The 19,610-nt window shown below is 69.0% G+C and carries 17 protein-coding genes; 7 read left to right on the top strand and 10 right to left on the bottom strand.

Translation table 11 applies throughout. From position 1 onward, the window contains the following. Positions 1-31: 31 nt before the first annotated feature. A complete protein-coding gene (gene secG, locus ACWIFB_RS12725) occupies positions 32-265 on the top strand; it encodes a preprotein translocase subunit SecG (protein ID WP_230928899.1) in 234 nt (77 codons plus the stop codon). A gap of 129 nt (positions 266-394) precedes the next feature. Here secG and pgl read toward each other — a convergent pair whose 3' ends face one another. The 5 genes from pgl to tkt are packed head-to-tail and all read right to left on the bottom strand — an operon-like array spanning position 395 to position 6,874. Next, on the bottom strand, positions 395-1,117 hold the full coding sequence (pgl, locus tag ACWIFB_RS12720; RefSeq protein WP_454058427.1) for a 6-phosphogluconolactonase: 723 nt from the start codon (positions 1,115-1,117) through the stop codon (positions 395-397). 54 nt (positions 1,118-1,171) lie between these two features. Beyond that, positions 1,172-2,092 (bottom strand): glucose-6-phosphate dehydrogenase assembly protein OpcA, encoded by a 921-nt coding sequence (locus ACWIFB_RS12715; RefSeq protein WP_454058426.1) that lies wholly within the window; start codon positions 2,090-2,092, stop codon positions 1,172-1,174. Next, positions 2,089-3,663: a glucose-6-phosphate dehydrogenase gene (gene zwf, locus ACWIFB_RS12710; protein ID WP_454058425.1), complete on the bottom strand. Its 1,575-nt coding sequence runs from the start codon at positions 3,661-3,663 to the stop codon at positions 2,089-2,091. The genes ACWIFB_RS12715 and zwf overlap by 4 nt, the downstream gene beginning before the upstream one ends. After that, positions 3,660-4,769 carry a transaldolase gene (gene tal, locus ACWIFB_RS12705; protein ID WP_454058424.1) on the bottom strand — a complete coding sequence of 370 codons (1,110 nt, stop codon included), beginning with the start codon at positions 4,767-4,769 and terminating at the stop codon, positions 3,660-3,662. The genes zwf and tal overlap by 4 nt, the downstream gene beginning before the upstream one ends. Then, a complete protein-coding gene (tkt, locus tag ACWIFB_RS12700; protein WP_454058423.1) occupies positions 4,766-6,874 on the bottom strand; it encodes a transketolase in 2,109 nt (702 codons plus the stop codon). Before tkt ends, tal begins: the two co-directional genes overlap by 4 nt. A 283-nt stretch (positions 6,875-7,157) precedes the next feature. Here tkt and ACWIFB_RS12695 point away from each other — a divergent pair, with 283 nt between their 5' ends. Beyond that, entirely contained in the window at positions 7,158-8,066 is a 909-nt protein-coding gene (locus ACWIFB_RS12695) for a heme o synthase (RefSeq protein ID WP_452098893.1), read from the top strand. Between the two features lie 88 nt (positions 8,067-8,154). On the opposite strand, the gene ACWIFB_RS12690 is transcribed toward ACWIFB_RS12695, so the two are convergent. Beyond that, complete coding sequence (locus ACWIFB_RS12690) at positions 8,155-9,123, bottom strand: quinone oxidoreductase family protein (protein WP_454058422.1); 969 nt, start codon at positions 9,121-9,123, stop codon at positions 8,155-8,157. A gap of 115 nt (positions 9,124-9,238) precedes the next feature. On the opposite strand from ACWIFB_RS12690, the gene ACWIFB_RS12685 reads away from it, so the two are divergent. After that, positions 9,239-10,729, top strand: coding sequence for a hypothetical protein (locus ACWIFB_RS12685; protein WP_454058421.1), 1,491 nt, complete (start codon positions 9,239-9,241; stop codon positions 10,727-10,729). A gap of 124 nt (positions 10,730-10,853) precedes the next feature. On the opposite strand, the gene ACWIFB_RS12680 is transcribed toward ACWIFB_RS12685, so the two are convergent. The 4 genes from ACWIFB_RS12680 to mptB form a co-directional block, all read right to left on the bottom strand. Continuing rightward, a complete protein-coding gene (locus ACWIFB_RS12680; protein ID WP_452099060.1) occupies positions 10,854-11,750 on the bottom strand; it encodes a COX15/CtaA family protein in 897 nt (298 codons plus the stop codon). 125 nt (positions 11,751-11,875) lie between these two features. Continuing rightward, a complete protein-coding gene (locus ACWIFB_RS12675) occupies positions 11,876-12,667 on the bottom strand; it encodes an ABC transporter permease (protein ID WP_454058420.1) in 792 nt (263 codons plus the stop codon). Next, entirely contained in the window at positions 12,664-13,599 is a 936-nt protein-coding gene (locus ACWIFB_RS12670; RefSeq protein WP_454058419.1) for an ABC transporter ATP-binding protein, read from the bottom strand. The genes ACWIFB_RS12675 and ACWIFB_RS12670 overlap by 4 nt, the downstream gene beginning before the upstream one ends. Positions 13,600-13,624: 25 nt before the next feature. Next, positions 13,625-15,208 (bottom strand): polyprenol phosphomannose-dependent alpha 1,6 mannosyltransferase MptB, encoded by a 1,584-nt coding sequence (gene mptB, locus ACWIFB_RS12665; protein ID WP_452098888.1) that lies wholly within the window; start codon positions 15,206-15,208, stop codon positions 13,625-13,627. Between the two features lie 163 nt (positions 15,209-15,371). On the opposite strand from mptB, the gene ACWIFB_RS12660 reads away from it, so the two are divergent. From ACWIFB_RS12660 to sufC, 4 genes are read left to right on the top strand one after another with little or no spacing between them, the layout of a single operon-like run. Then, positions 15,372-16,109, top strand: coding sequence for a helix-turn-helix transcriptional regulator (locus tag ACWIFB_RS12660; RefSeq protein ID WP_452098887.1), 738 nt, complete (start codon positions 15,372-15,374; stop codon positions 16,107-16,109). Next, positions 16,106-17,557 (top strand): Fe-S cluster assembly protein SufB, encoded by a 1,452-nt coding sequence (gene sufB, locus ACWIFB_RS12655; protein ID WP_230928912.1) that lies wholly within the window; start codon positions 16,106-16,108, stop codon positions 17,555-17,557. Before ACWIFB_RS12660 ends, sufB begins: the two co-directional genes overlap by 4 nt. 5 nt (positions 17,558-17,562) lie before the next feature. After that, a complete protein-coding gene (gene sufD / locus ACWIFB_RS12650; protein WP_452098886.1) occupies positions 17,563-18,774 on the top strand; it encodes a Fe-S cluster assembly protein SufD in 1,212 nt (403 codons plus the stop codon). 54 nt (positions 18,775-18,828) lie between these two features. Further along, complete coding sequence (gene sufC, locus ACWIFB_RS12645) at positions 18,829-19,599, top strand: Fe-S cluster assembly ATPase SufC (protein ID WP_230928914.1); 771 nt, start codon at positions 18,829-18,831, stop codon at positions 19,597-19,599. Positions 19,600-19,610: the final 11 nt, after the last annotated feature.

Here is a 19,610-nt window from a genome sequence, read left to right as displayed (position 1 = left end):
CGCCCGACCTGACGTGAGGCACGATCTCTACATGAAGCTCGCCCTGGACCTCTTCCTCATCATCTCCAGCTTGCTGTTGATGCTGTTCATCCTGCTGCATCGCGGCAAGGGTGGCGGTCTGTCCTCGCTCTTCGGCGGCGGTGTCCAGTCGAGCCTGTCCGGATCGAGCGTCGTGGAGCGGAACCTCGACCGTGTCACCGTGATCGTGGCCGTTCTCTGGCTGATCGGCATCATCGCGATGGGGCTCGTGGTTCGCTTCGGCTGACCTCCCGGTCGCAGACACACACCGCGCGCGGTTGCCCGCGCAAACGAATGGGGTGCGTCTCCTTCCGTGATCGGAAGGTCACGCGCCCCGTTCGTCATTTCCTGCACAACCGCGTGATGCGGGTCCCGCTCACGACAGCATCGACGCAGCCGGCCCGTCCAGGTGGTACGTCGTGGACACGACGCCCCGCGCTCCCGCGACCGGCCAGTCCACCGGATCCGCGCCCTCGATGCCGCGGGCGACCGCTTCGGCCTTGCCGTCCCCGGTGGCCACCACGATCACGTGCCGCGACCGGCATACGGCGGGAAGGGTGAACGTGAGCCGTTCCGGCGGCGGCTTGGGACAGTCGCGCACGCCGACCACCAGTTGCTCGCTCTCCGCGACCGCCGGGGTGTGGGGGAAGATCGAGTCGATGTGTCCCTCGGGCCCCATCCCGAGAAGCGTCACATCGAACAGCGTCTCGTCCCCGGCGGGCATGGGGTGTGCGGCGCGGAACGCGCTCGCCGCGGCATCGACATCGTCGTGCTCCGCGCCGCGTGCGGGCCAGCGGTGCACCGTGGGTCGTCCGCCCAGTGCATCGAGAAGGACGTCGTCGATCTGGCCGTCGTTACGCTCGGGGTCGTCAGCGGGAACGAATCGCTCGTCACCGAAGTAGATGGTGACCCGCTCCCACTCGATGGCCGCGTCGGCCAGCGCCGCTGCGGTCTTGACGCCCGCGCTCCCACCGGTCAGCGAGAGGACAGCTTGACCGGTGGCGGCGATTCGCTCATTGAGATGGCCGGTGACGGCCTGCGCCGCGGCGGCGGCGAGGCTGTCGATGTCCGGATGGACGAGATGGCGGATGTCTGACATCGGTGCTCCTGTCGTGGGCTTGATTCGGCGTACTGCCCGAGGCCGCGATCTGCGTCAGCGGACCGAGGCTGAGGTGTAGATGACCCGATCGAAGTTGGCCAGTGCGTCGGCGTAGACCCCGTCGGTATCCATGCGTCTGAGTTCTTCCGCCAGGCAGTCGGCGATACTACGACCGACCAGGGCGACCCGGGTGGGCGAGTGTCCGGTGATGTGAAGCTCTGCTGCAGTGGGGCTGACCTGCTTGAGCACGATCGATCCCGAGGCGCGCTCGAGGACGACCATCGACGGGCCCACCGCGCGGTGCACGTCGATCCCCAGGCGGGACGCCAGCCACGCGCCGGCCAGGTCGACCGATGCGGCGCGTTCGGGACCGCAGACCGTGGCGGCCAAGATGGGCTCGTACGGCGGGCGGTCCAGCGTTGCGGCGAGCAGCGACCGCCAGTGGGTGATCCGTGCCCACGCCAGATCGGTATCGCCCGGCGAGTAGCCCGCCGCACGTTTGACCAGCGCGTCAGTCGGGTGCCCCTCCGTGTCGGAGTCGACGATGCGACGCCGTGCCAGCCGCCCGACCTTGTCCTCGGACAACAGGGTCGGGGAGTGCCGGGGCCACCACACCGCCAGGGGGGTGTCGGGCAGGAGCAGGGGAGTGACGATCGCGGCCGATTGCGATGCCAGGCCGCCGGAGGTCCGCAGCACGACCACCTCCGCCGCGCCGGCGTCTCCACCGACCCGGATCTGTCCGTCGAGGCGATCACCGTCGGCGCGGCGTCCGCGGATCACCACGATCACGCGACAAGGGTGCTCGCGGCTCGCCTCGTTGGCGGCATCGATCGCCGCTTCGCTCCCACGGACATGGTCGGTGAGCACGATGAGCGTGAGGACGCGGCCGATGGTGCTGAGGCCGGATTCCTCACGGATCTGGACCAGCTTCTTGGCGATCTCCCGCGTGGAGGTGTCGGGAAGGTCGATGATCACGGTCGCCTCCATGCCCGGCCGCTACGGGCCAGTATCTCGTCGGCGCCCTCCGGCCCCCACGTTCCGGCCTGGTATTGCTCAGGGGTTCCCTGCGACGCCCACTCCCGGAGCACGGGATCGAGCAACATCCAGCTCAGTTCGACCTCTCGGGAGACGGGGAACAGAGACGGCTCGCCCAGGAGGACGTCGAGGATGAGACGCTCGTACGCCTCCGGGGAGGACTCGGTGAACGCCTCGCCATAGGCGAAATCCATGTTGACGTCGCGGACCTCCATAGCCGTCCCCGGGACCTTCGAGCCGAATCGGAGCGTGACCCCCTCGTCGGGCTGAACCCTGATGACAAGCGCGTTCTGGCCCAGCTCCTGGGTCATGGTCGCGTCGAACGGCAGGTGCGGGGCGCGGCGGAACACCACGGCGATCTCGGTGACGCGGCGTCCGAGACGCTTGCCGGTGCGCAGATAGAACGGCACGCCAGCCCATCGCCGATTGTGGACCTCGAGCGTGATCGCGGCATACGTCTCGGTGGTGGACGAGGGGTCGTACCCCTCCTCCTCCTTGAGCCCGACGACGTGCTCGGAGCCCTGCCACCCGGCCGAGTACTGACCGCGCGCAGCGGTCTCGGCGATGGGCAGCGCCAGGGAAGTCGACTCCAAGACCTTGGTCTTCTCCGCCCGGAGTGCTGCTGCGGAGAAGTCGGTCGGTTCCTCCATCGCCACCAGTGCCATCAACTGGATGAGGTGGTTCTGGATGACGTCCCGTGCAGCTCCGATCCCGTCGTAGTAGCCGGCACGGCCACCCAATCCGATGTCCTCGGCCATCGTGATCTGCACGTGGTCCACGTGATTGGCATTCCAGACGGGCTCGAACAGCTGGTTCGCGAACCGGAGGGCCAGAATGTTCTGGACGGTCTCCTTGCCCAGGTAGTGGTCGATCCGGAAGACGGAGTCCTCCGGGAATACCGCCCCCACCACGTCGTTCAGTTCTCTCGCGCTGTCGAGGTCATGACCGAACGGCTTCTCGATCACCACCCGTCGCCAGGACCCGTCCGGACCCCTGGTGGCGCCGGTCCGGTCGAGGTGCCGACAGACCGTGGGGAAGTCGTCCGGGGGAATCGACAGGTAGAACGCATAGTTCCCGGCTGTGCCGCGCTCTGACTCCAGCACTCCCAACTCATCCGCGAGGCGATCGAAGCCCTCGTCGTCGTCGAACGTTCCGGTCACGAACCGCAGTCCGGCGGCGAGTTGGTCCCACACGTCCTCGCGGAACGGGGTCCGGCACTTCTCCCGCGCGCACTCGCGCGCGAACTCCGCGAACTGCTCGCTCGACCATTTCCTACGGCCGAAACCGATGAGCGAGAACCCGGGAGGAAGCAGACCGCGGTTGGCGAGGTCGTACACCGCCGGGATCAGCTTCTTCTTGGACAGATCACCGGTGACGCCGAAGATCACCAGGCCCGACGGTCCGGCGATCCGGGGGAGACGTCGGTCTCGCGGATCGCGTAGTGGGTTGGTCGGCTCCGGAACCTCCGAGCCGACCGCGCCGGGGCGGTGCCCCGGGGCCGACTCGCTCACGAACCCGCCGGGATCTCGTCGATCCGCGACCTCACGGTGTCCGACAGATCGTCCCACGCCGTGACGAACTTCTCCACGCCCTGCTGCTCGAGCAGCGCGAAGACCTCGTCGAGGTCGATCCCGTCCGCGCGGAGGGCATCGAGGGTCGCATGGGAGGCAACAGCCGAGCCACGCACGGTGTCACCCTCGAGTACCCCGTGATCCGCGAACGCCTCCATGGTGGCGAAGGGCATCGTGTTGACCGTCCCGTGCGTGACCAGCCCCGTCACGTACAGCGTGTCGGGGTAGGCGGGGTCCTTGACGCCGGTCGATGCCCAGAGCAGGCGCTGCGGGCGAGCACCGCGATCTGCGAGTGCGCCGAAACGCCCGGACGGATCGAACAGCTCGTCGTAGACCTCCTGGCACAGACGCGCATTCGCGAGCCCGGCCTGACCCCGCAGCGCGGAGTCCTCCGGGAGACGTGAATCGATCTCGGTGTCGAGTCTGGAGACGAAGACGGACGCGACCGAGTGGATTGTCGACAGGTCATGACCTGCCTCCGCTGCCTGTTCGAGACCGGCGATGTACGCCTGCGCGACATTGCGGTACTGATCGACCGAGAAGATCAGCGTGACGTTGACGTCGATGCCCTTACCGATCACCTCGGTGATGGCCGGCAACCCGGCCGCGGTGGCGGGAATCTTGATCATGACGTTCGGGCGGTCCACGACGTCGGCGAGCTCCACGGCCTGGGTGACCGTGGCCTCGGTCTGATCCGCGAGGCGCGGATCGACCTCGAGAGACACCCGTCCGTCGACACCGTCGGTCGACCGGAAGGTCTCCGCCAGAACATCGCACGCATCGCGGACATCCGCGGTGGTGAGCGCACGGAGGACCGCATCGACGTCGCGGTCGGCGGCCACCGCCTCCGTGAGAGCCGACTCGTACGCCGACGAATCGGACAGAGCCGACTGGAAGATTGCCGGGTTGGTGGTGACACCCACCACCGAGTAGGTCGACATCCGCGAAGCCAACTCACCCGAGCCGATGAGCTGGCGCGACAGATCGTCGAGCCAGACGGACACGCCGGCCGCGCTGAGCGCGGCGAGATTTGCGTTGGTCATCATGCCTCCTCGGCAACAGCCGCGAGCGACTCACGGGCGGCCGCGACCACCGCGTCGGCGGTGATCCCGAACTCGGTGAACAGGGCCTGATAGGGCGCCGAGGCGCCGAAATGCTCCAGCGAGACGGCCCGGCCGGCATCACCGAGGAAGCGGTACCACGGCATCGCGATTCCCGCCTCGACCGAGACACGGGCGCGGACGGCCCGGGGCAGCACCGACTCGCGGTACTCAGCGTCCTGCTGATCGAAGAACTCGACACACGGCACCGAGACGACCCGGGTCGGCACACCCTCGGACTCGAGGACCTCGCGCGCGGCCACCGCGAGCTGCACCTCGGAACCCGTGCCCATCAGGATCACCTCGGGGACGGCAGTGGACGCCTCCGCGAGCACGTACGCACCGCGCTCGACGCCCTCGCGCGCCGCCTCGGCTGTGCCCTCGAGAACCGGAACGTCCTGACGGGTCAGGCACAGCCCCTTGGGGCCGTCGAGGGCCATCAGCATGGCCCGCCACGCGGCTGCCGTCTCGTTGGCGTCGGCCGGACGCAGGATGGCCAGACCGGGGATGGCGCGCAACGCGGCCAGTTGCTCGACAGGCTGGTGCGTGGGCCCGTCCTCGCCGAGGCCGATCGAGTCGTGGGTCCACACGTAGTACGCGTTACTGCCCTGGAGGGCGGCCAGCCGGACCGCCGGCCGCATGTACTCGCTGAAGATGAGGAACGTCCCGCCGTACGGCCGGGTGGGACCGTGGAGGGCGATCCCGTTGAGGATCGCACCCATCGCGTGCTCGCGGATACCGAAGTGGAGGTTCCGTCCGTAGGGGGACGCGGTCCAGGTGTCCGTGGAGATGGTGGTGGGTCCGAAGGAGTCCGCGCCCTTGATCGGGGTGTTGTTGGATCCGGCGAGGTCCGCGGAGCCACCCCACAACTCCGGGAGGGTGGCCGCGAGGGCCTGGATGGCTGCGGCCGAGGCCTTACGGGTGGCCACGCCCTTCGCATCCGCCTCCCAGGTCGGGAGTCCGGCGTCCCAACCCTCCGGCAGCGCGCCGGAGTAGAGCCGGTCGAACAGCGCCTTGCGCTCCGGGTTCGCCTCGGCCCAGGCGTGGAACATGTCGCTCCACTGCGCATGGACCCTGGCACCGCGGTCGCGGGCACCGCGCGTGTGCGCGATCACCTCGTCGGCCACTGTGAACGGCTCGGTGCCGCCCATACCCAGAGCCGTCTTGACGGCATCGACCTCCTCCTGACCCAGAGCGGCGCCGTGGGACGCGCCCGTGTTCATCAGCTTCGGGGCGGGGAAGGCGATGATCGTGCGGAGGACGATCAGCGAGGGCCTGTCGGTGACGGAACGGGCATTGGCGATCGCCTCTTCGATCGCCTCGACGTCCTCGCCACCGTTGACCGTCTGGACGTGCCAGCCGTAGGCCTCGTACCTGGCCGCGACGTCCTCGGTGAAGGCGATCTTCGTATCGTCCTCGATCGAGATCTCGTTGTCGTCGTACACCGCGATGAGATTGCCCAGCTTCTGGGTCCCCGCCAGCGACGACGCCTCCGCGGTGACGCCCTCCTGGAGATCACCGTCGGAGGCGACCACGTAGATGAAGTGGTCGAACGGGCTCTTGCCTGCCGGGGTGTCCGGGTCCAGGAGGCCACGCTCATACCGGGCCGCCATGGCCATGCCCACGGCCGAGGCGAGCCCCTGGCCGAGCGGGCCGGTCGTGATCTCCACACCGTCGGTATGGTTCCACTCCGGGTGCCCGGGGGTGCGGGAGCCCCACGTACGCAGCGCCTTCAGATCGTCGAGCTCCAGCCCGAATCCCGCGAGGTACAGCTGCACGTACTGGGTGAGCGAGGAATGTCCGCAGGACAGGACGAAACGGTCACGGCCGATCCACTTCGGATCAGTCGGGTCGTGCCGCATCACACGCTGGTAGAGCGTGTAAGCCAGGGGAGCCAGGCTCATCGCGGTGCCCGGATGGCCACTGCCGCAGTTCTGCACTGCTTCTGCGGCGAGGACACGCGCGGTGTCCACGGCTCGGGTGTCCAGTTCAGTCCAATCGGACGGGTGGCGGGCGGTGGTGAGCTCGGTGATCTCCGACGCGCTGGTCACTTGTGGTTCTCCCGGGTCGAGGGTGCGGCGCGGATCCGCGCGTATGTCGTCCACCACCTTAGTGGTCGGCAGCGGCCGGGGTCGCCAGGTCCCCGCCCCCGCTCTTTCGCGGACGCCGAGGGCGGCACGTAGTATCGGCCGAGTAGTGCGTTCACGTCTGCGGCAAGGAGTTACGGTGCACGATTCCACCCCGACCCGGAGTGGGGGGCCGTCAGTCTCTCCTCCCGCGCTTTCGGGGCGACCGGCTCGGTCCGGCGGACCCTCCCGCGTCCTCGACGTGGTGATGGCATACATCGCCCTCACCAAGCCGCGGGTCATCGAGCTCCTCCTGGTCGCGGCGATCCCCGCACTCCTGCAGGCCGATCGCGGCCACATCCACCTCTCACTGGTGCTGTTGACCCTCGTCGGTGGCTGGCTCGGGGCGGCGAGTGCGAACTCGCTCAACATGGTCGTCGACTACGACATCGACCAGGTGATGAAGCGCACCGAGCGCCGCCCGTTGGCCCGCCACGCGATCACGCGCCGCGCCGCGTTGATCTTCGGCCTGGTGCTCGGTATGGCCAGCATGCTCTGGCTGGGGCTACTGGCGAAGAGCTGGCTCGCGGCCTTCTTCATCCTCATCACGATCCTCTTCTACGTGATCGTCTACTCGATGATCCTCAAGCGCCGCACCGCGCAGAACGTCGTCTGGGGCGGAGCCGCCGGATGCATGCCGGTGTTCGTGTCGTGGGCGGTCATCACGGACCACCTGCCCGAGGGCCAGCCGCACAACTGGTGGCAGGCGGTCGTGCTGTTCCTGGTCATCTTCTTCTGGACTCCGCCCCACACGTGGGCGCTCGCGATGCGCTACAAGGAGGACTACAAGGCGGCCGGCGTCCCGATGCTGCCGGTTGTCATGTCCGAAGAGGGAGTCACCAGGCGAATCACGATCTACACCTGGGTCACGGTCCTGTGCACGTTTGCTCTCGTCCCCGCGGCGGGATGGGTGTACGCACTCGGCGCCGTCGGTTTCGGTGTCTGGTTCATCGTGATGGCGCACCGCTTGGAGGCAGGCGTCCGCCGTGGCATCGAGGTCAAGCCGCTGAAGCTGTTCATCCTGTCGAACAACTACCTCGCGGGGGTGTTCGTCGCACTGTCCATCGACGCCGTCCTGGGACTGCAGACCATCTCGGAGATGCTGCCGATCCTCTGATCGGCCACAGGGATCCCGACCGGGGCGGCGCCCGGGGTCCCACTTCGCTTACCGGCCGGAGACCCGACAGGGTCTCCGCCGGGCCTTTTCACCGGGTCGGATCGAGAACCAGTGAGCCCGTCGTGCTCCGAGACTGCAGGGCCCGGTGTGCCTCAGCAGCCTCGGACAGACCGAACCGCGCGCCTACGGTCAGGCGCAACGAGCCGTCGACTATCCCCTCGAGGACCTCGGAGGCCCGCTCGCGGTAGTCCTCCGTGGACGCGATGTAGTCGGCCAGCGTCGGCCTGGTCAGGAACACCGATCCGGCCTCATTGAGCCGCTGGGGATCAACCGGCGGCACGGGACCACTCGCAGCACCGAAGAGAACCATCGACCCCCGGCGGGCCAGCGACGCGAGACTGTCATCGAAGGTGTCCTTTCCGACCCCGTCGAACACGGTTGCCACACCGCCATCCGAGAGTTCACGCACACGTTCCGGCGTCGCATCCGGGTACAGCAGAACGTGATCCGCACCGAGTGCGCGACACAGCTCGGCCTTCTCCGCGGTCGAGGTGGTGGTGACGACGCGGAAGCCGCGACTCACGGCGAGTTGGATGAGCAACTGCCCGACCCCGCCGGCGCCCGCGGTGATGAGAACGGTGTCACCCTCCGTCGCCCGATGCGTGTCGGAGATGAGGTAGTGGGCTGTCAGGCCCTGAAGGAGCATCGAGGCGGCGACGTCGTCGTCGATTCCCTCGGGCACCGCCACGAGCGAGTCGGTCGGTGCCACGACGTACTGCGCATAGGAGCCCGGGACCTGACACCAGGCCACGCGGTCGCCCACGACCAGATCCGTCGCGTCCGGGCCGACCGCCTCGATCACCCCCGCGCCCTCGCTTCCGGGGATGAACGGCAGGTCCCGCGGGTAGATGCCCTCGCGGAGGTAAGTATCGATGTAGTTCACACCCACCGACGTCGTCCGCACCAGAACCTCACCCGGCCCGGGCACCGGCACATCGATCTCGACGGGGGTGAGGACCTCGGGGCCGCCGTGCTGGGCGATCTGAATGGCTCGCATGTCGCCCAGTATCCGGAACCATGGAAGATCTCGCAGGAGAAGGATCGTCACCTCTCCGGTCGGGGGACGGGAGTGGCGGACTGCGGGGGAGAGCCGAGGCGATAAGGTACACCGTATGAGCCTGCAGATCCTTTCCCAGTACGCCGGGGGACCGCACGTCAGGGCGACCGGCTGGCCCGCCATCGTCATCAGCGGCTCCGGCGGGACACCTGCGGCTGCGGCACCCGCGGCTGCGGCGCCGGCGGCTCCCGCCGAGCAGACCGCGGAGACCGCGGCGTCGGCTGAGGCGGCTGATGCTGCGGCGCCGGAGTCCACGACTTCTGAGACCGCTACCGTTGAGACAGCGGCCGCAGCAACTGCTCCTGTTGCTGCAGCGGCGGCTGCTGGCGGCGCGATCACGCTCGGGCGGCGCGCCCCGAAGGCGCCCGGTGGTGGGGCGTCGACGCTCCACGGGTCTCGTATCACGGAGTCCGAGGGCGCGGCGCCCGCTCCGAAACCCGCGTCGGCGGCCGAGGCGGAGCCTGCGACCGAGGCGAAGGCCGATTCGGCAGCCGAGGCGAAGCCCACATCGGCAGCAGGCGATGCCGCCGAGCCCACCACCGAGGCACCGGCAGTCGAGACGCCTGCTGACGCCGGCCCACCGAAGCCTGCCACCGCCACGGGCGGGGGGCTCCAGCTGGGCGGCGGTTCTAAAGCCAAGGCACCCGGCGGCGGATCTGCGGGCAAGCTCGTTCTCGGCGGTGGCGCCGCCGCCGCGGCTGCAGGTGCGGACACGGCCGACACCGTCGGTGACGCCGAGGCCGAGACCGGCGCACCCGCTGATGCAGGAGCGCCCACCGACGCGCCGGCCGCCGAGTCCGCCGAGACGGCGCCGGCAGCCAAGCAGTCGTCGGAGACGACCGCCGGGGCCACTGCCGCGAAGGCCCCGGGTGGCGGGAAGTCCGGCGGGCTGACCCTCGGTGGCGGCTCCGGCGCCAAGGCCCCCGGCGGGGGCAAGTCCGGCGGGCTGCCCCTCGGTGGCGGCTCCGGCGCCAAGGCGCCGGGCGGCGGGAAGAGCGGCGGGCTGACCCTGGGCGGCGGTGCCGCAGCGAGCGGCGCCTCGGCGGCGGGCGCTGCCGCAGCATCGTCGACCGAGGATGACAAGGCTGACGCCGCCGCGAAGGAGACGCAGGCGGACGAGGCGGCGGCGAAGTCCGCCACCCCGGCGCCCGCCCGAGAGCCGGAGAAGGAGGCCGCCGCCGAGGACTCCACGTCCGCCGCATCGGCCGAGAAGGCCGCCTCGGAGAAGATCGAGGCGACGCCGACTCCCGCCGCTCCGGCTCCTCCCGCCAGGGCCGCCAAGCTCGTGAGCAGGTTCCTGTCCCGCCACGGCGGCACCGCGGACGTCGTCCTGCAGCCGACCGGCCGTCGGGGTGTCCGCGTGACCCTCGTCGGCGCCGACGGTGTCATGGGCGATGTCATGGTCGACACGCTGTCCCAGGCCGAAGCGGTGCGCGACGGCATCCAGGGCCTGACCGGCTCGGACTGGACCCGCGAGCTCATCTCCCGGGCTGATGTGCCGGCCGGCCACTGGAAGCGTATGGCCGGCTCCGGGTCACTTCTCTAGAGGGAGTACGAATCGACGGCGGCCCCGCCACCAGGCGGGGTCGCCGTCGTCGTACCGTCCGACGCCACCCGGCAGCGCATCCGGCCGGTGGCCGGGGCCGGCCGGAATGCGATGGGGCGGAAGATCAGGCGGTGATGCGTTCCCGAATGGTCCCGGCGGCCCACAGCGCCCCGGTGACCGCGGTGATGGCGCCCGCGAGCGTGACGTGGACGATCACCAGCAGTTCGGGCACACCGAGCTGGTACTGGGTGATACCGATGACCGCCTGGGCGGCGATCAGCCCGATGAGGATCGCAGCACGCCGGACGGCGGGGCCCGGGGTACGCAGTGCGATGAGGCCCGCGAGCAGCCCGATGAGCAGGCAGACGTATCCGATCATCAGCTCCGCGTGGAAATGCACCAACCACTGGATGGGCAGCTGCAGTCGGTCGGCAGCGCCGATACGGGCGTCGCCGGCGTGTGGCCCGGCGCCGGTGACCATCGTGCCCGAGACGAGTACGCCGGCGAGCAGCACCACGGACAGCCCCGTCAGCCAGGTCAGCGGCCTGGGGATGACGCGTCGGGCGGGCGCGGAGTCGTCCTCGCCGATCCGGACGAAGACTATCCCGGCGAACCACGCCAGGAACATCGACGGCAGCAGATGTAGCGCGACCGTCCACCAGGCCAGCCCGGCGAGCACGGTGATCCCGCCGATCACGGCCTGGGCCACGATGCCGAACGGCATCAGCCAGGCGAGCAGGAGAAGGTCCTGGCGCCGCCCTGCGCGGTGGAGGGCCAGGATCAGCGCGACGGCGACGGCCACCAGCACGAACGTCAGCAGGCGGTTACCGAACTCGACGGCCTGGTGGAGCGCGGGAGCCGCGCCGGCGACGGGGACGAAGCTGTCCTGATTGCAACGGGGCCAGGTCTCACAGCCGAGCCCGGACGCGGTGACGCGGACGGTGACGCCGGTCGTCATGATGCCGATCTGGGCGAAGACGTTCGCCAGGGCGATGCCCTTCTGGACCCGCAGCGACGGCATCGGCAGCCTGGACAGCAGCCCTCCGGGCTTCGCCGGTGTGGTCTCGGCCGGGGTTCCGGAGGACGGGGCGCGCGATGTCGAGGTCACGTTCCCGATTCTAGGCCGCGAGCTGTCGGGGTCTGCTATCAGGTGAAAGAGAAGTGACGTACGGCAAACCAGCCGCACACGGCGGTCCAACCGAGCAGGACCGCCGCGGCGAGCGCGGGGAGGCCGCCGCTGTCGGCGGTGAGGAGCGCGTCGGTCAGTGCGTAGGAGGGGACGACGACGAGGAGGTCGGCCACCCGGGCGGGGAGGTCGACCACCCCGATAGCGAGTCCCGCGGCTCCGATGAGCACGAACCAGATGAGGTTGGCCAGTCCGAGGACGATCTCGGCACGCATCGTGCCGCCGAGGAGGAGGCCCATCGACGAGAAGGCGGCGGATCCGAGCGCGATCATCACCGCGCCCACCAGGGCACCGGCGAGGGAGGGCCGCCACCCCATCGCGATGGCGATCGCGCCGAGGATGACCGTCTGCCCGGCCACCAGGATGAGCGTGGCCAGGATCTTCCCCGCGATGATGACGGCCGGCGGGAGAGGCGTGCCCCCGAGCCGCTTGAGCGCGTCGTACCTGCGGTCGAAGGCCACGGCGATCGCCTGCCCGGTGAACGAGGTCCCCATCACCGACATCGTCAGAACCGCGGTGATCGCGTGGTCGACGCGAGGTTCCGGAACGGCCCCGAAGTCGATCGCGACGAGGGCGATCAGCGCGGCGAGCGGAATGATGAGAGCTACCAGCAGCTGCTCTCCGTTGCGCAGGAACAGGGTCAGTTCCATACGGGTCTGGGCGGCGGCCATGCGCCGGACCGGTGCCGGGGCCGAGGGCCGGGCGAAGGTACCGGGGGCGAACCGGTTGTGCGCGGTCTGGGGGTGGCTCATCGCAGATCCCGTCCGGTCAGGTCGAGGAAGACCTCCTCGAGACTCCTGGTCCGTGTGGCCAGGGAGGTGAGTTGGACGCCGGCCCGCTCCAGTGCGGTGCACAGCGCGGTCATCAGTTCCGGGGAGACAGGGCCGTGGACCTCGAGCACGCCGGCGGCGCTGCCGGCCGTGACGGTGTGGTCCGGCCCGAGCACGCCGTCGAGGAGGGACGGGACCACGTCGGTGTCGACGACGAGGGTCACGCCCTCGGTCGTACCGTCCCGTTCTAGTTCGGCGGGGCTGCCGGAGGCGACCTGCCGCCCGCGGTCGACGATCACCACCTCGTCGGCGAGCGCCGCGGCCTCGTCCATGAGATGGGTGGTGAGCAGGACCGCCACCCCGTCAGCGCGGAGCGCCCGGACCAGGTCCCAGACCGCGTGTCGCGCCTGGGCGTCGAGCCCGGCGGTCGGCTCGTCCAGGAACACCAGCTCGGGCCGGCCCATGACGGCGATCGCGAGGGAGAGCCGCTGCTGTTGGCCGCCCGACAGCCGTCGGTACGGCGTGTTGACGTGATCGCTCAGTCCGAGCTCGTCCAGTAGCCAGTCCGGGTCCAGGGGGTCGGAGTAGTACGCGGCCACCAGTCGGAGCATCTCGCCGGCGCGGACTCCGGGATACGCCCCTCCGCCCTGCAGCATCATGCCGATCCGGTTTCGGACACCCTGACGATCTGTGACGGGGTCTATCCCCAGTACCCGTACGGTCCCGGCATCCGGGCGGAGGAAGCCCTCGCAGATCTCGACCGTGGTGGTCTTGCCCGCGCCGTTGGGCCCGAGCAGGGCCATGACCTGACCGCGCTCGAGGGTCAGATCCAGACCGGCGACGGCAGTGGTGGCGCCGAACGTCTTGACAAGTCCTTCGACCTGTAGCGCGGGGGAGTGGGTCGATGGGGTCACGGCTGCCGATTGTAGGCCGACGCGCCTAGCGGTAGCGCAACAGCCCGGGCCACCGGAAGAGGGCGACGAGCACGATCAGAACGGTCACCACCGTCGCAGCCCAGGCCTGGACTGTCACGAAAGGGGGCAGACCGGCACCGGGCGGGAGTGTGAAGCAGGCGAGCACCGCACTGACGGCCACCACCGGGATGCGGAATTCCACACGCGATGCCCATGCGGCCAGGGGCACGAGGGCCCACAGTACGTACCAGGGGTGGACGACGGGGAAACACAGGACGATCGCGGCCATGGACACGCCCAGTCCGCCCACCGGGTTCATCCGGCCGGCCTGGACCGCGAACAGCATGCGCACCGTGAACGCCGCGGCAGCGATGAGGGCCGCGGTCTGCACCATGACGAGGATCTGCTCGGTGTGATCGCCCAACCCCAGGTACTGGCCTGTTCCTCCGGCGATCACGCCGAGAGCGGTGGGGGGCGAGAGCCAGCTCCGCAGCGAGGTGGCCGCCCCGAGCTTGGTGATCCATCCCAGCCCCGAGGAGGTCACGAGCATGGCGACGCCGGTGGTCACCCCGCTCACCGCGAGCATCGCGAGAGCCGCCCTGACGGTGGCGCGCCACCCCGCACCCCACCGTCGCGCGAGCGCCATCCCGACGAACCCGAGCGCGACCACGGTCGGCAGTTTCACCAACGCCGACCCGGTAACCAGGACCGTGCCGAGGACGAACATGGCGGTGGTGCGTCGACCCGGTGGGGCCTCGACGGCCCGCAGTGCCAGCACGAGCCCGATCGCCAGCAGCCCCATCATGAGCGCTTCCGAGTGGATGCCCGAGACCAGGTGGAACAGGACGAGCGGGTTGGCCACGGCCAACCACAACGCGGCCACGTCCGAGACCCCGCAGTACTCGGCGAGGCGGGGGACGGCCCAGCCGAGCATGAGGATGCCGATCACGGCCACCACGCGGTGCAGGATGATGGCGGGCACGACCTCCTCGCCGGTGATGGCGTGGATGAGTTTCTGGACGCCCAGGAACAGCGGCCCGTACTGGTTCGGGGTGTCACGCCAGATGTCCGGCACGTTGATGGCCAGGGCGTGCGAGGTGCCCAGCGCGGACACGGGGCCGAGCGCGTAGGGGTCGTCCTGCGAGTTCCCGATCGCCCCCTGTGCGAGATAGCTGTAGACGTCCTTGCTGAACATCGGTGGGGCCACCGCCAGAGGCAGCGCCCACGACGCGATGATGCGGTCCAGGGTCGCCCGGTCGATCCGCCCGCTGAGTCGCCCGCGCCTGTCCCGGCCCAGGACGTACGGGGCGAGCAGCAGCCAGCAGATGACCACCACGACCATTCCCGCCATGACGACGGTCATCGAGGACTGCTGCAGCCGGAGCCACAGACCGAACAGCCGCTCCCCCGCAGCGGGGTTCTGAAGCACGGGCAACGCGCCGGCGCCCAGCGCACCGACCGCCATCGCGACCGCAGCGGTGGTCCCGGTCAACCGGATGCGCCGGAGCCGCGCCATCTCGGCGGACATCGGCGAGCCGGTGGGCAACTCCGCGGTGTGCAACCGGGCGGTCACCGCACCCGCGCCGCGCAGGGGGAATTCGCGTGCCACTGTCCCGACCTTCCTCCACCGCAGGCGCCGTCGGACCACCCTCGACCACCCCTGTCGGACGCGCCCGGGGGTGGGGGAATATTTCCGACACAAGTTTGTTGCGTAATATCAGGTGGTGCGTCCCACTCGGGGCGCAACGAGCATAACCGGAAGGGAGTGACGCATGAGCGTGCAGCACGCATACGCCACCAGCGCACGCCCGGACACGCGCTCGGCGATCCGTGAACTTCTCCTTGCCCGAGGAGCGCTCACCGCGACGGAGATCGGACGCGAACTCGGCCTCACCGCCGCAGGCGTCCGACGACACCTCGACAACCTCGTCGAGGTCGGCGAGGTGGAGCCCGCGCACACGCGTCCGGCCGGAACCCGCGGCCGACCGGCGAAGGCCTTCCAGGTCACGGCCTCCGGACGCAGCACGGCCAAGCACGGGTACGATCACCTGGCCGTCGAGGCACTCACGGCGCTGCGCCGGATCGGCGGCTCCGAGGCGGTTATCGACTTCGCCCGAGAGCGAGTCCGTTCGGTGATCGGACACGTCCGACCAGCTGAGGGGCCGCACGATGTCGAACGCGCCGCGTCCGACATCGCGTCCGCGCTGTCCGAGGCCGGATACGCCTCGTCCGTCGAGGAGGTGGGGACCGGCCTGCAGGTCTGTCAGCACCACTGCCCGGTCTGGAACGTCGCCTCTCGTTTCCCGGAACTGTGCGAGGCCGAGCAGGAGGTGGTGTCCGAGATAGTGGGCACCCACGTCCAGCGCCTCGCCACCATTGCGGGCGGCAACTGCGCCTGCACCACGAACATCCCGACAGGGACCGTGTCCGCGGAGTTCCTCGCGGCCACGATCCCCGCACCGGCCGGCGCACCCGCGCCGGCTTCGACCGCCGAAAGGACAGTGCGATGACCATCACCCCAGACCAGGTGACGGCCGACGTCACCGAGCCGACCACCGACGAGGAGCGGATCGCCTCCATCGGTCAGTACAACTATGGCTGGCACGATTCGGACGACGCCGGTGCCACCGCGCAGCGTGGACTCTCCGAGGCGGTCGTGCGTGACATCTCCGCCAAGAAGAACGAGTCCGACTGGATGCTCGAGAAGCGACTCAAGGCGCTGAGCATCTTCGACAAGAAGCCGATGCCGGCCTGGGGTTCCGACCTCTCGGGGATCGACTTCGACAACATCAAGTACTTCGTCCGTTCGACCGAGAAGCAGGCCACCAGCTGGGAGGACCTGCCCGAGGACATCAAGAACACCTACGACAAGCTCGGCATCCCCGAGGCCGAGAAGCAGCGTCTGGTGGCCGGTGTCGCGGCGCAGTACGAGTCCGAGGTGGTCTACCACCAGATCCGTGAGGACCTGGAGAGCCAGGGCGTCATCTTCATGGACACCGACACCGCCCTCAAGGAGCACCCGGAGTACTTCGAGGAGTACTTCGGCTCGGTGATCCCGTCGGGCGACAACAAGTTCTCCGCGCTCAACACCGCGGTGTGGTCGGGCGGCTCGTTCATCTACGTCCCCAAGGGCGTGCACGTCGACATCCCGCTGCAGGCCTACTTCCGCATCAACACCGAGAACATGGGCCAGTTCGAGCGGACGCTGATCATCGTGGACGAGGACGCCTACGTGCACTACGTCGAGGGCTGCACCGCGCCGATCTACAAGTCGGACTCGCTGCACTCGGCCGTGGTGGAGATCGTCGTCAAGAAGGGCGGTCGCTGCCGCTACACGACCATCCAGAACTGGTCGAACAACGTCTATAACCTGGTGACCAAGCGTGCCCGTGCCGAAGAGGGCGCCACCATGGAGTGGATCGACGGCAACATCGGTTCCAAGGTCACCATGAAGTACCCCGCCGTGTGGCTGACCGGTGAGCACGCCAAGGGAGAGGTCCTCTCCGTGGCGTTCGCCGGCGAGGGCCAGCACCAGGACACCGGCTCGAAGATGCTGCACCTGGCGCCCAACACGTCGTCGAACATCGTCTCCAAGTCGGTGGCGCGCGGCGGCGGGCGCTCCGCCTACCGCGGGCTGATCCAGATCAACCCCGGCGCCAAGGGCTCCAAGTCCAACGTCGAGTGCGACGCGCTGCTGGTGGACAACATCAGCCGCTCGGACACCTATCCGTACATCGACATCCGCGAGGATGACGTGACGCTGGGGCATGAGGCCACGGTCTCCAAGGTGAGCCAGGACCAGCTGTTCTACCTCATGAGCCGCGGCCTGGCCGAGGAAGAGGCCATGGCGATGATCGTCCGCGGATTCGTGGAGCCCATCGCCAAGGAGCTGCCGATGGAGTACGCCCTCGAGCTCAACCGCCTGATCGAACTGCAGATGGAAGGATCGGTGGGCTGACCACCATGACCGACACCACCACCACCCCCACCCCGGCCTCCGCGCCGGCCCCGGTGACCGACCGCTACGGGATCCCCGTCGGCGCGACGAAGGGCGACCAGTTCTCCTCCTTCGACGTAGGCGCCTTCGAGGTCCCGAGCCACAAGGACGAGATCTGGCGGTTCACCCCGCTGCGGCGCCTGCGTGGCATCCACGACGGCTCGAACGTCGAGGCCACCGGCCGGATCCTCGTGTCCCTCGCCGAGCAGGACGGACTGACCGTCGAGACCGTCACCACCGGTGACAAGCGCGTCGGCGAGGCCGGTGCGCCCCGCGATCGGGTCGCGGCCCAGGCCTTCACCGCCGCGGACGAGGCCACCATCATCACCGTGGCGAAGAACAAGGTGATCGACGAGCCCGTCTACGTCACCGTCGACGGCCCGGGCGAGGGCAACGTGGCGTTCGGCCACACGCAGGTCCGTCTGGAGCCGTTCGCCAACGCCACATTCGTGGTCGATCAGCGCGGCGGCGGCACCGTCGCCGAGAACGCCGAGTTCATCGTCGGCGATTCCGCCCACCTCGAGGTCGTGCTCATCCAGGACTGGGATGACGACGTGGTGCACCTGGCCGGCCATCACCTGCAGGTCGGCCGCGACGCCACCGTGACGTACACCGCCGTCACCTTCGGTGGCGAGGTCGTACGAATCGCCCCGTCCGTCCGGTACACCGCACCCGGCGGCACGGCCCACCTCAATGGTCTGTACTACGCGGATGACGGGCAGCACATCGAGCACCGTCTCCTCGTCGACCACGAGGTCCCGAACTGCACCTCGCGGATCCTCTACAAGGGCGCCCTCCAGGGCGACGCGAAGTCGAACCTGCCGGATGCGCACACCGTCTGGATCGGTGACGTGCTCATCCGGTCGCAGGCGCTCGGCACCGACACCTACGAGATGAACCGCAACCTCGTCCTGACCGACGGGGCGCGTGCGGACTCGGTGCCCAACCTCGAGATCGAGACCGGTGAGATCGCCGGCGCGGGCCACGCCAGCGCCGTCGGCCGGTTCGACGAGGAGCACCTCTTCTACCTCATGTCGCGCGGTATCGCCGAGGACGTCGCACGACGCCTCGTCGTCCGCGGCTTCTTCGGCGAAGTGATCAACCGAATCGGTGTGCCCGAGGTTCGCGACCGGATCACCGAGGCCGTCGAGCTGGAGCTGCAGTCCTCCGGTATCTGACGTCCGGCCCCGAGTAATTCCCCAAGACCTTTCACACAGATTGCGAGCACTGAAATGACCATTCTCGAGATCAAGGACCTGACGGCCCGCGTCGCCGCCACCGAGGACGCCCCGGAGACCGTCGAGATCCTCAAGGGCGTCAACCTGACCATCGAGTCCGGCCAGACCCACGCCATCATGGGCCCCAACGGCTCCGGCAAATCGACCCTGGCATACGTCATCGCCGGCCACCCCAAGTACGAGGTCACCGGCGGAACCGTCACCCTGGACGGCGAGAACGTCCTGGAGATGGAGGTCGACGAGCGGGCGCGCGCCGGCCTGTTCCTGGCCATGCAGTACCCGACCGAGATCCCCGGAGTCTCCACCGCCAACTTCCTGCGCACCGCGGCTACCGCCGTGCGTGGCGAGGCCCCGAAGCTGCGCCACTGGGTCAAGGAGGTCAAGGAAGCCATGTCCGACCTGGACTTCGACCCGGCGTTCTCCGAGCGCAGCGTGAACGAGGGCTTCTCCGGCGGCGAGAAGAAGCGCCACGAGATCCTTCAGCTCGACCTCCTCAAGCCGAAGATCGCCGTTCTCGACGAGACCGACTCCGGCCTGGACGTCGACGCCCTGCGCGTCGTCTCCGAGGGCGTCAACCGCTACAAGGCGGAGGAGAACGGCGGGATCCTGCTCATCACCCACTACACGCGGATCCTGCAGTACATCAAGCCCGACACGGTTCACGTGTTCGTCGACGGCCGCGTCGCCGCCTCCGGTGGCGCCGAGTTGGCCGACGAGCTCGAGGCGAACGGTTACGAGAAGTACCTGACGCCCGCGAACGCCTGATCAGACAGCTG

It is taken from the genome of Dietzia sp. NPDC055340 (assembly GCF_053645335.1).
Note: the sequence above shows the minus strand (reverse complement) of the source record. Positions and strands in the feature narration are given on the sequence as shown.

Excerpts from the sequence above, each read along its gene's own strand:
- ACWIFB_RS12695 (WP_452098893.1), top strand. The coding sequence starts at position 7,158 with ATGGCATACATCGCCCTCACCAAGCCGCGGGTCATCGAGCTCCTCCTG.
- ACWIFB_RS12675 (WP_454058420.1), bottom strand. The coding sequence starts at position 12,667 with ATGAGCCACCCCCAGACCGCGCACAACCGGTTCGCCCCCGGTACCTTC.
- secG (WP_230928899.1), top strand. The coding sequence starts at position 32 with ATGAAGCTCGCCCTGGACCTCTTCCTCATCATCTCCAGCTTGCTGTTG.
- tal (WP_454058424.1), bottom strand. The coding sequence starts at position 4,769 with ATGATGACCAACGCAAATCTCGCCGCGCTCAGCGCGGCCGGCGTGTCC.
- pgl (WP_454058427.1), bottom strand. The coding sequence starts at position 1,117 with ATGTCAGACATCCGCCATCTCGTCCATCCGGACATCGACAGCCTCGCC.
- sufD (WP_452098886.1), top strand. The coding sequence starts at position 17,563 with ATGACCGACACCACCACCACCCCCACCCCGGCCTCCGCGCCGGCCCCG.
- sufC (WP_230928914.1), top strand. The coding sequence starts at position 18,829 with ATGACCATTCTCGAGATCAAGGACCTGACGGCCCGCGTCGCCGCCACC.
- sufB (WP_230928912.1), top strand. The coding sequence starts at position 16,106 with ATGACCATCACCCCAGACCAGGTGACGGCCGACGTCACCGAGCCGACC.
- ACWIFB_RS12680 (WP_452099060.1), bottom strand. The coding sequence starts at position 11,750 with ATGCCGTCGCTGCGGGTCCAGAAGGGCATCGCCCTGGCGAACGTCTTC.
- ACWIFB_RS12685 (WP_454058421.1), top strand. The coding sequence starts at position 9,239 with ATGAGCCTGCAGATCCTTTCCCAGTACGCCGGGGGACCGCACGTCAGG.
- ACWIFB_RS12660 (WP_452098887.1), top strand. The coding sequence starts at position 15,372 with ATGAGCGTGCAGCACGCATACGCCACCAGCGCACGCCCGGACACGCGC.
- ACWIFB_RS12690 (WP_454058422.1), bottom strand. The coding sequence starts at position 9,123 with ATGCGAGCCATTCAGATCGCCCAGCACGGCGGCCCCGAGGTCCTCACC.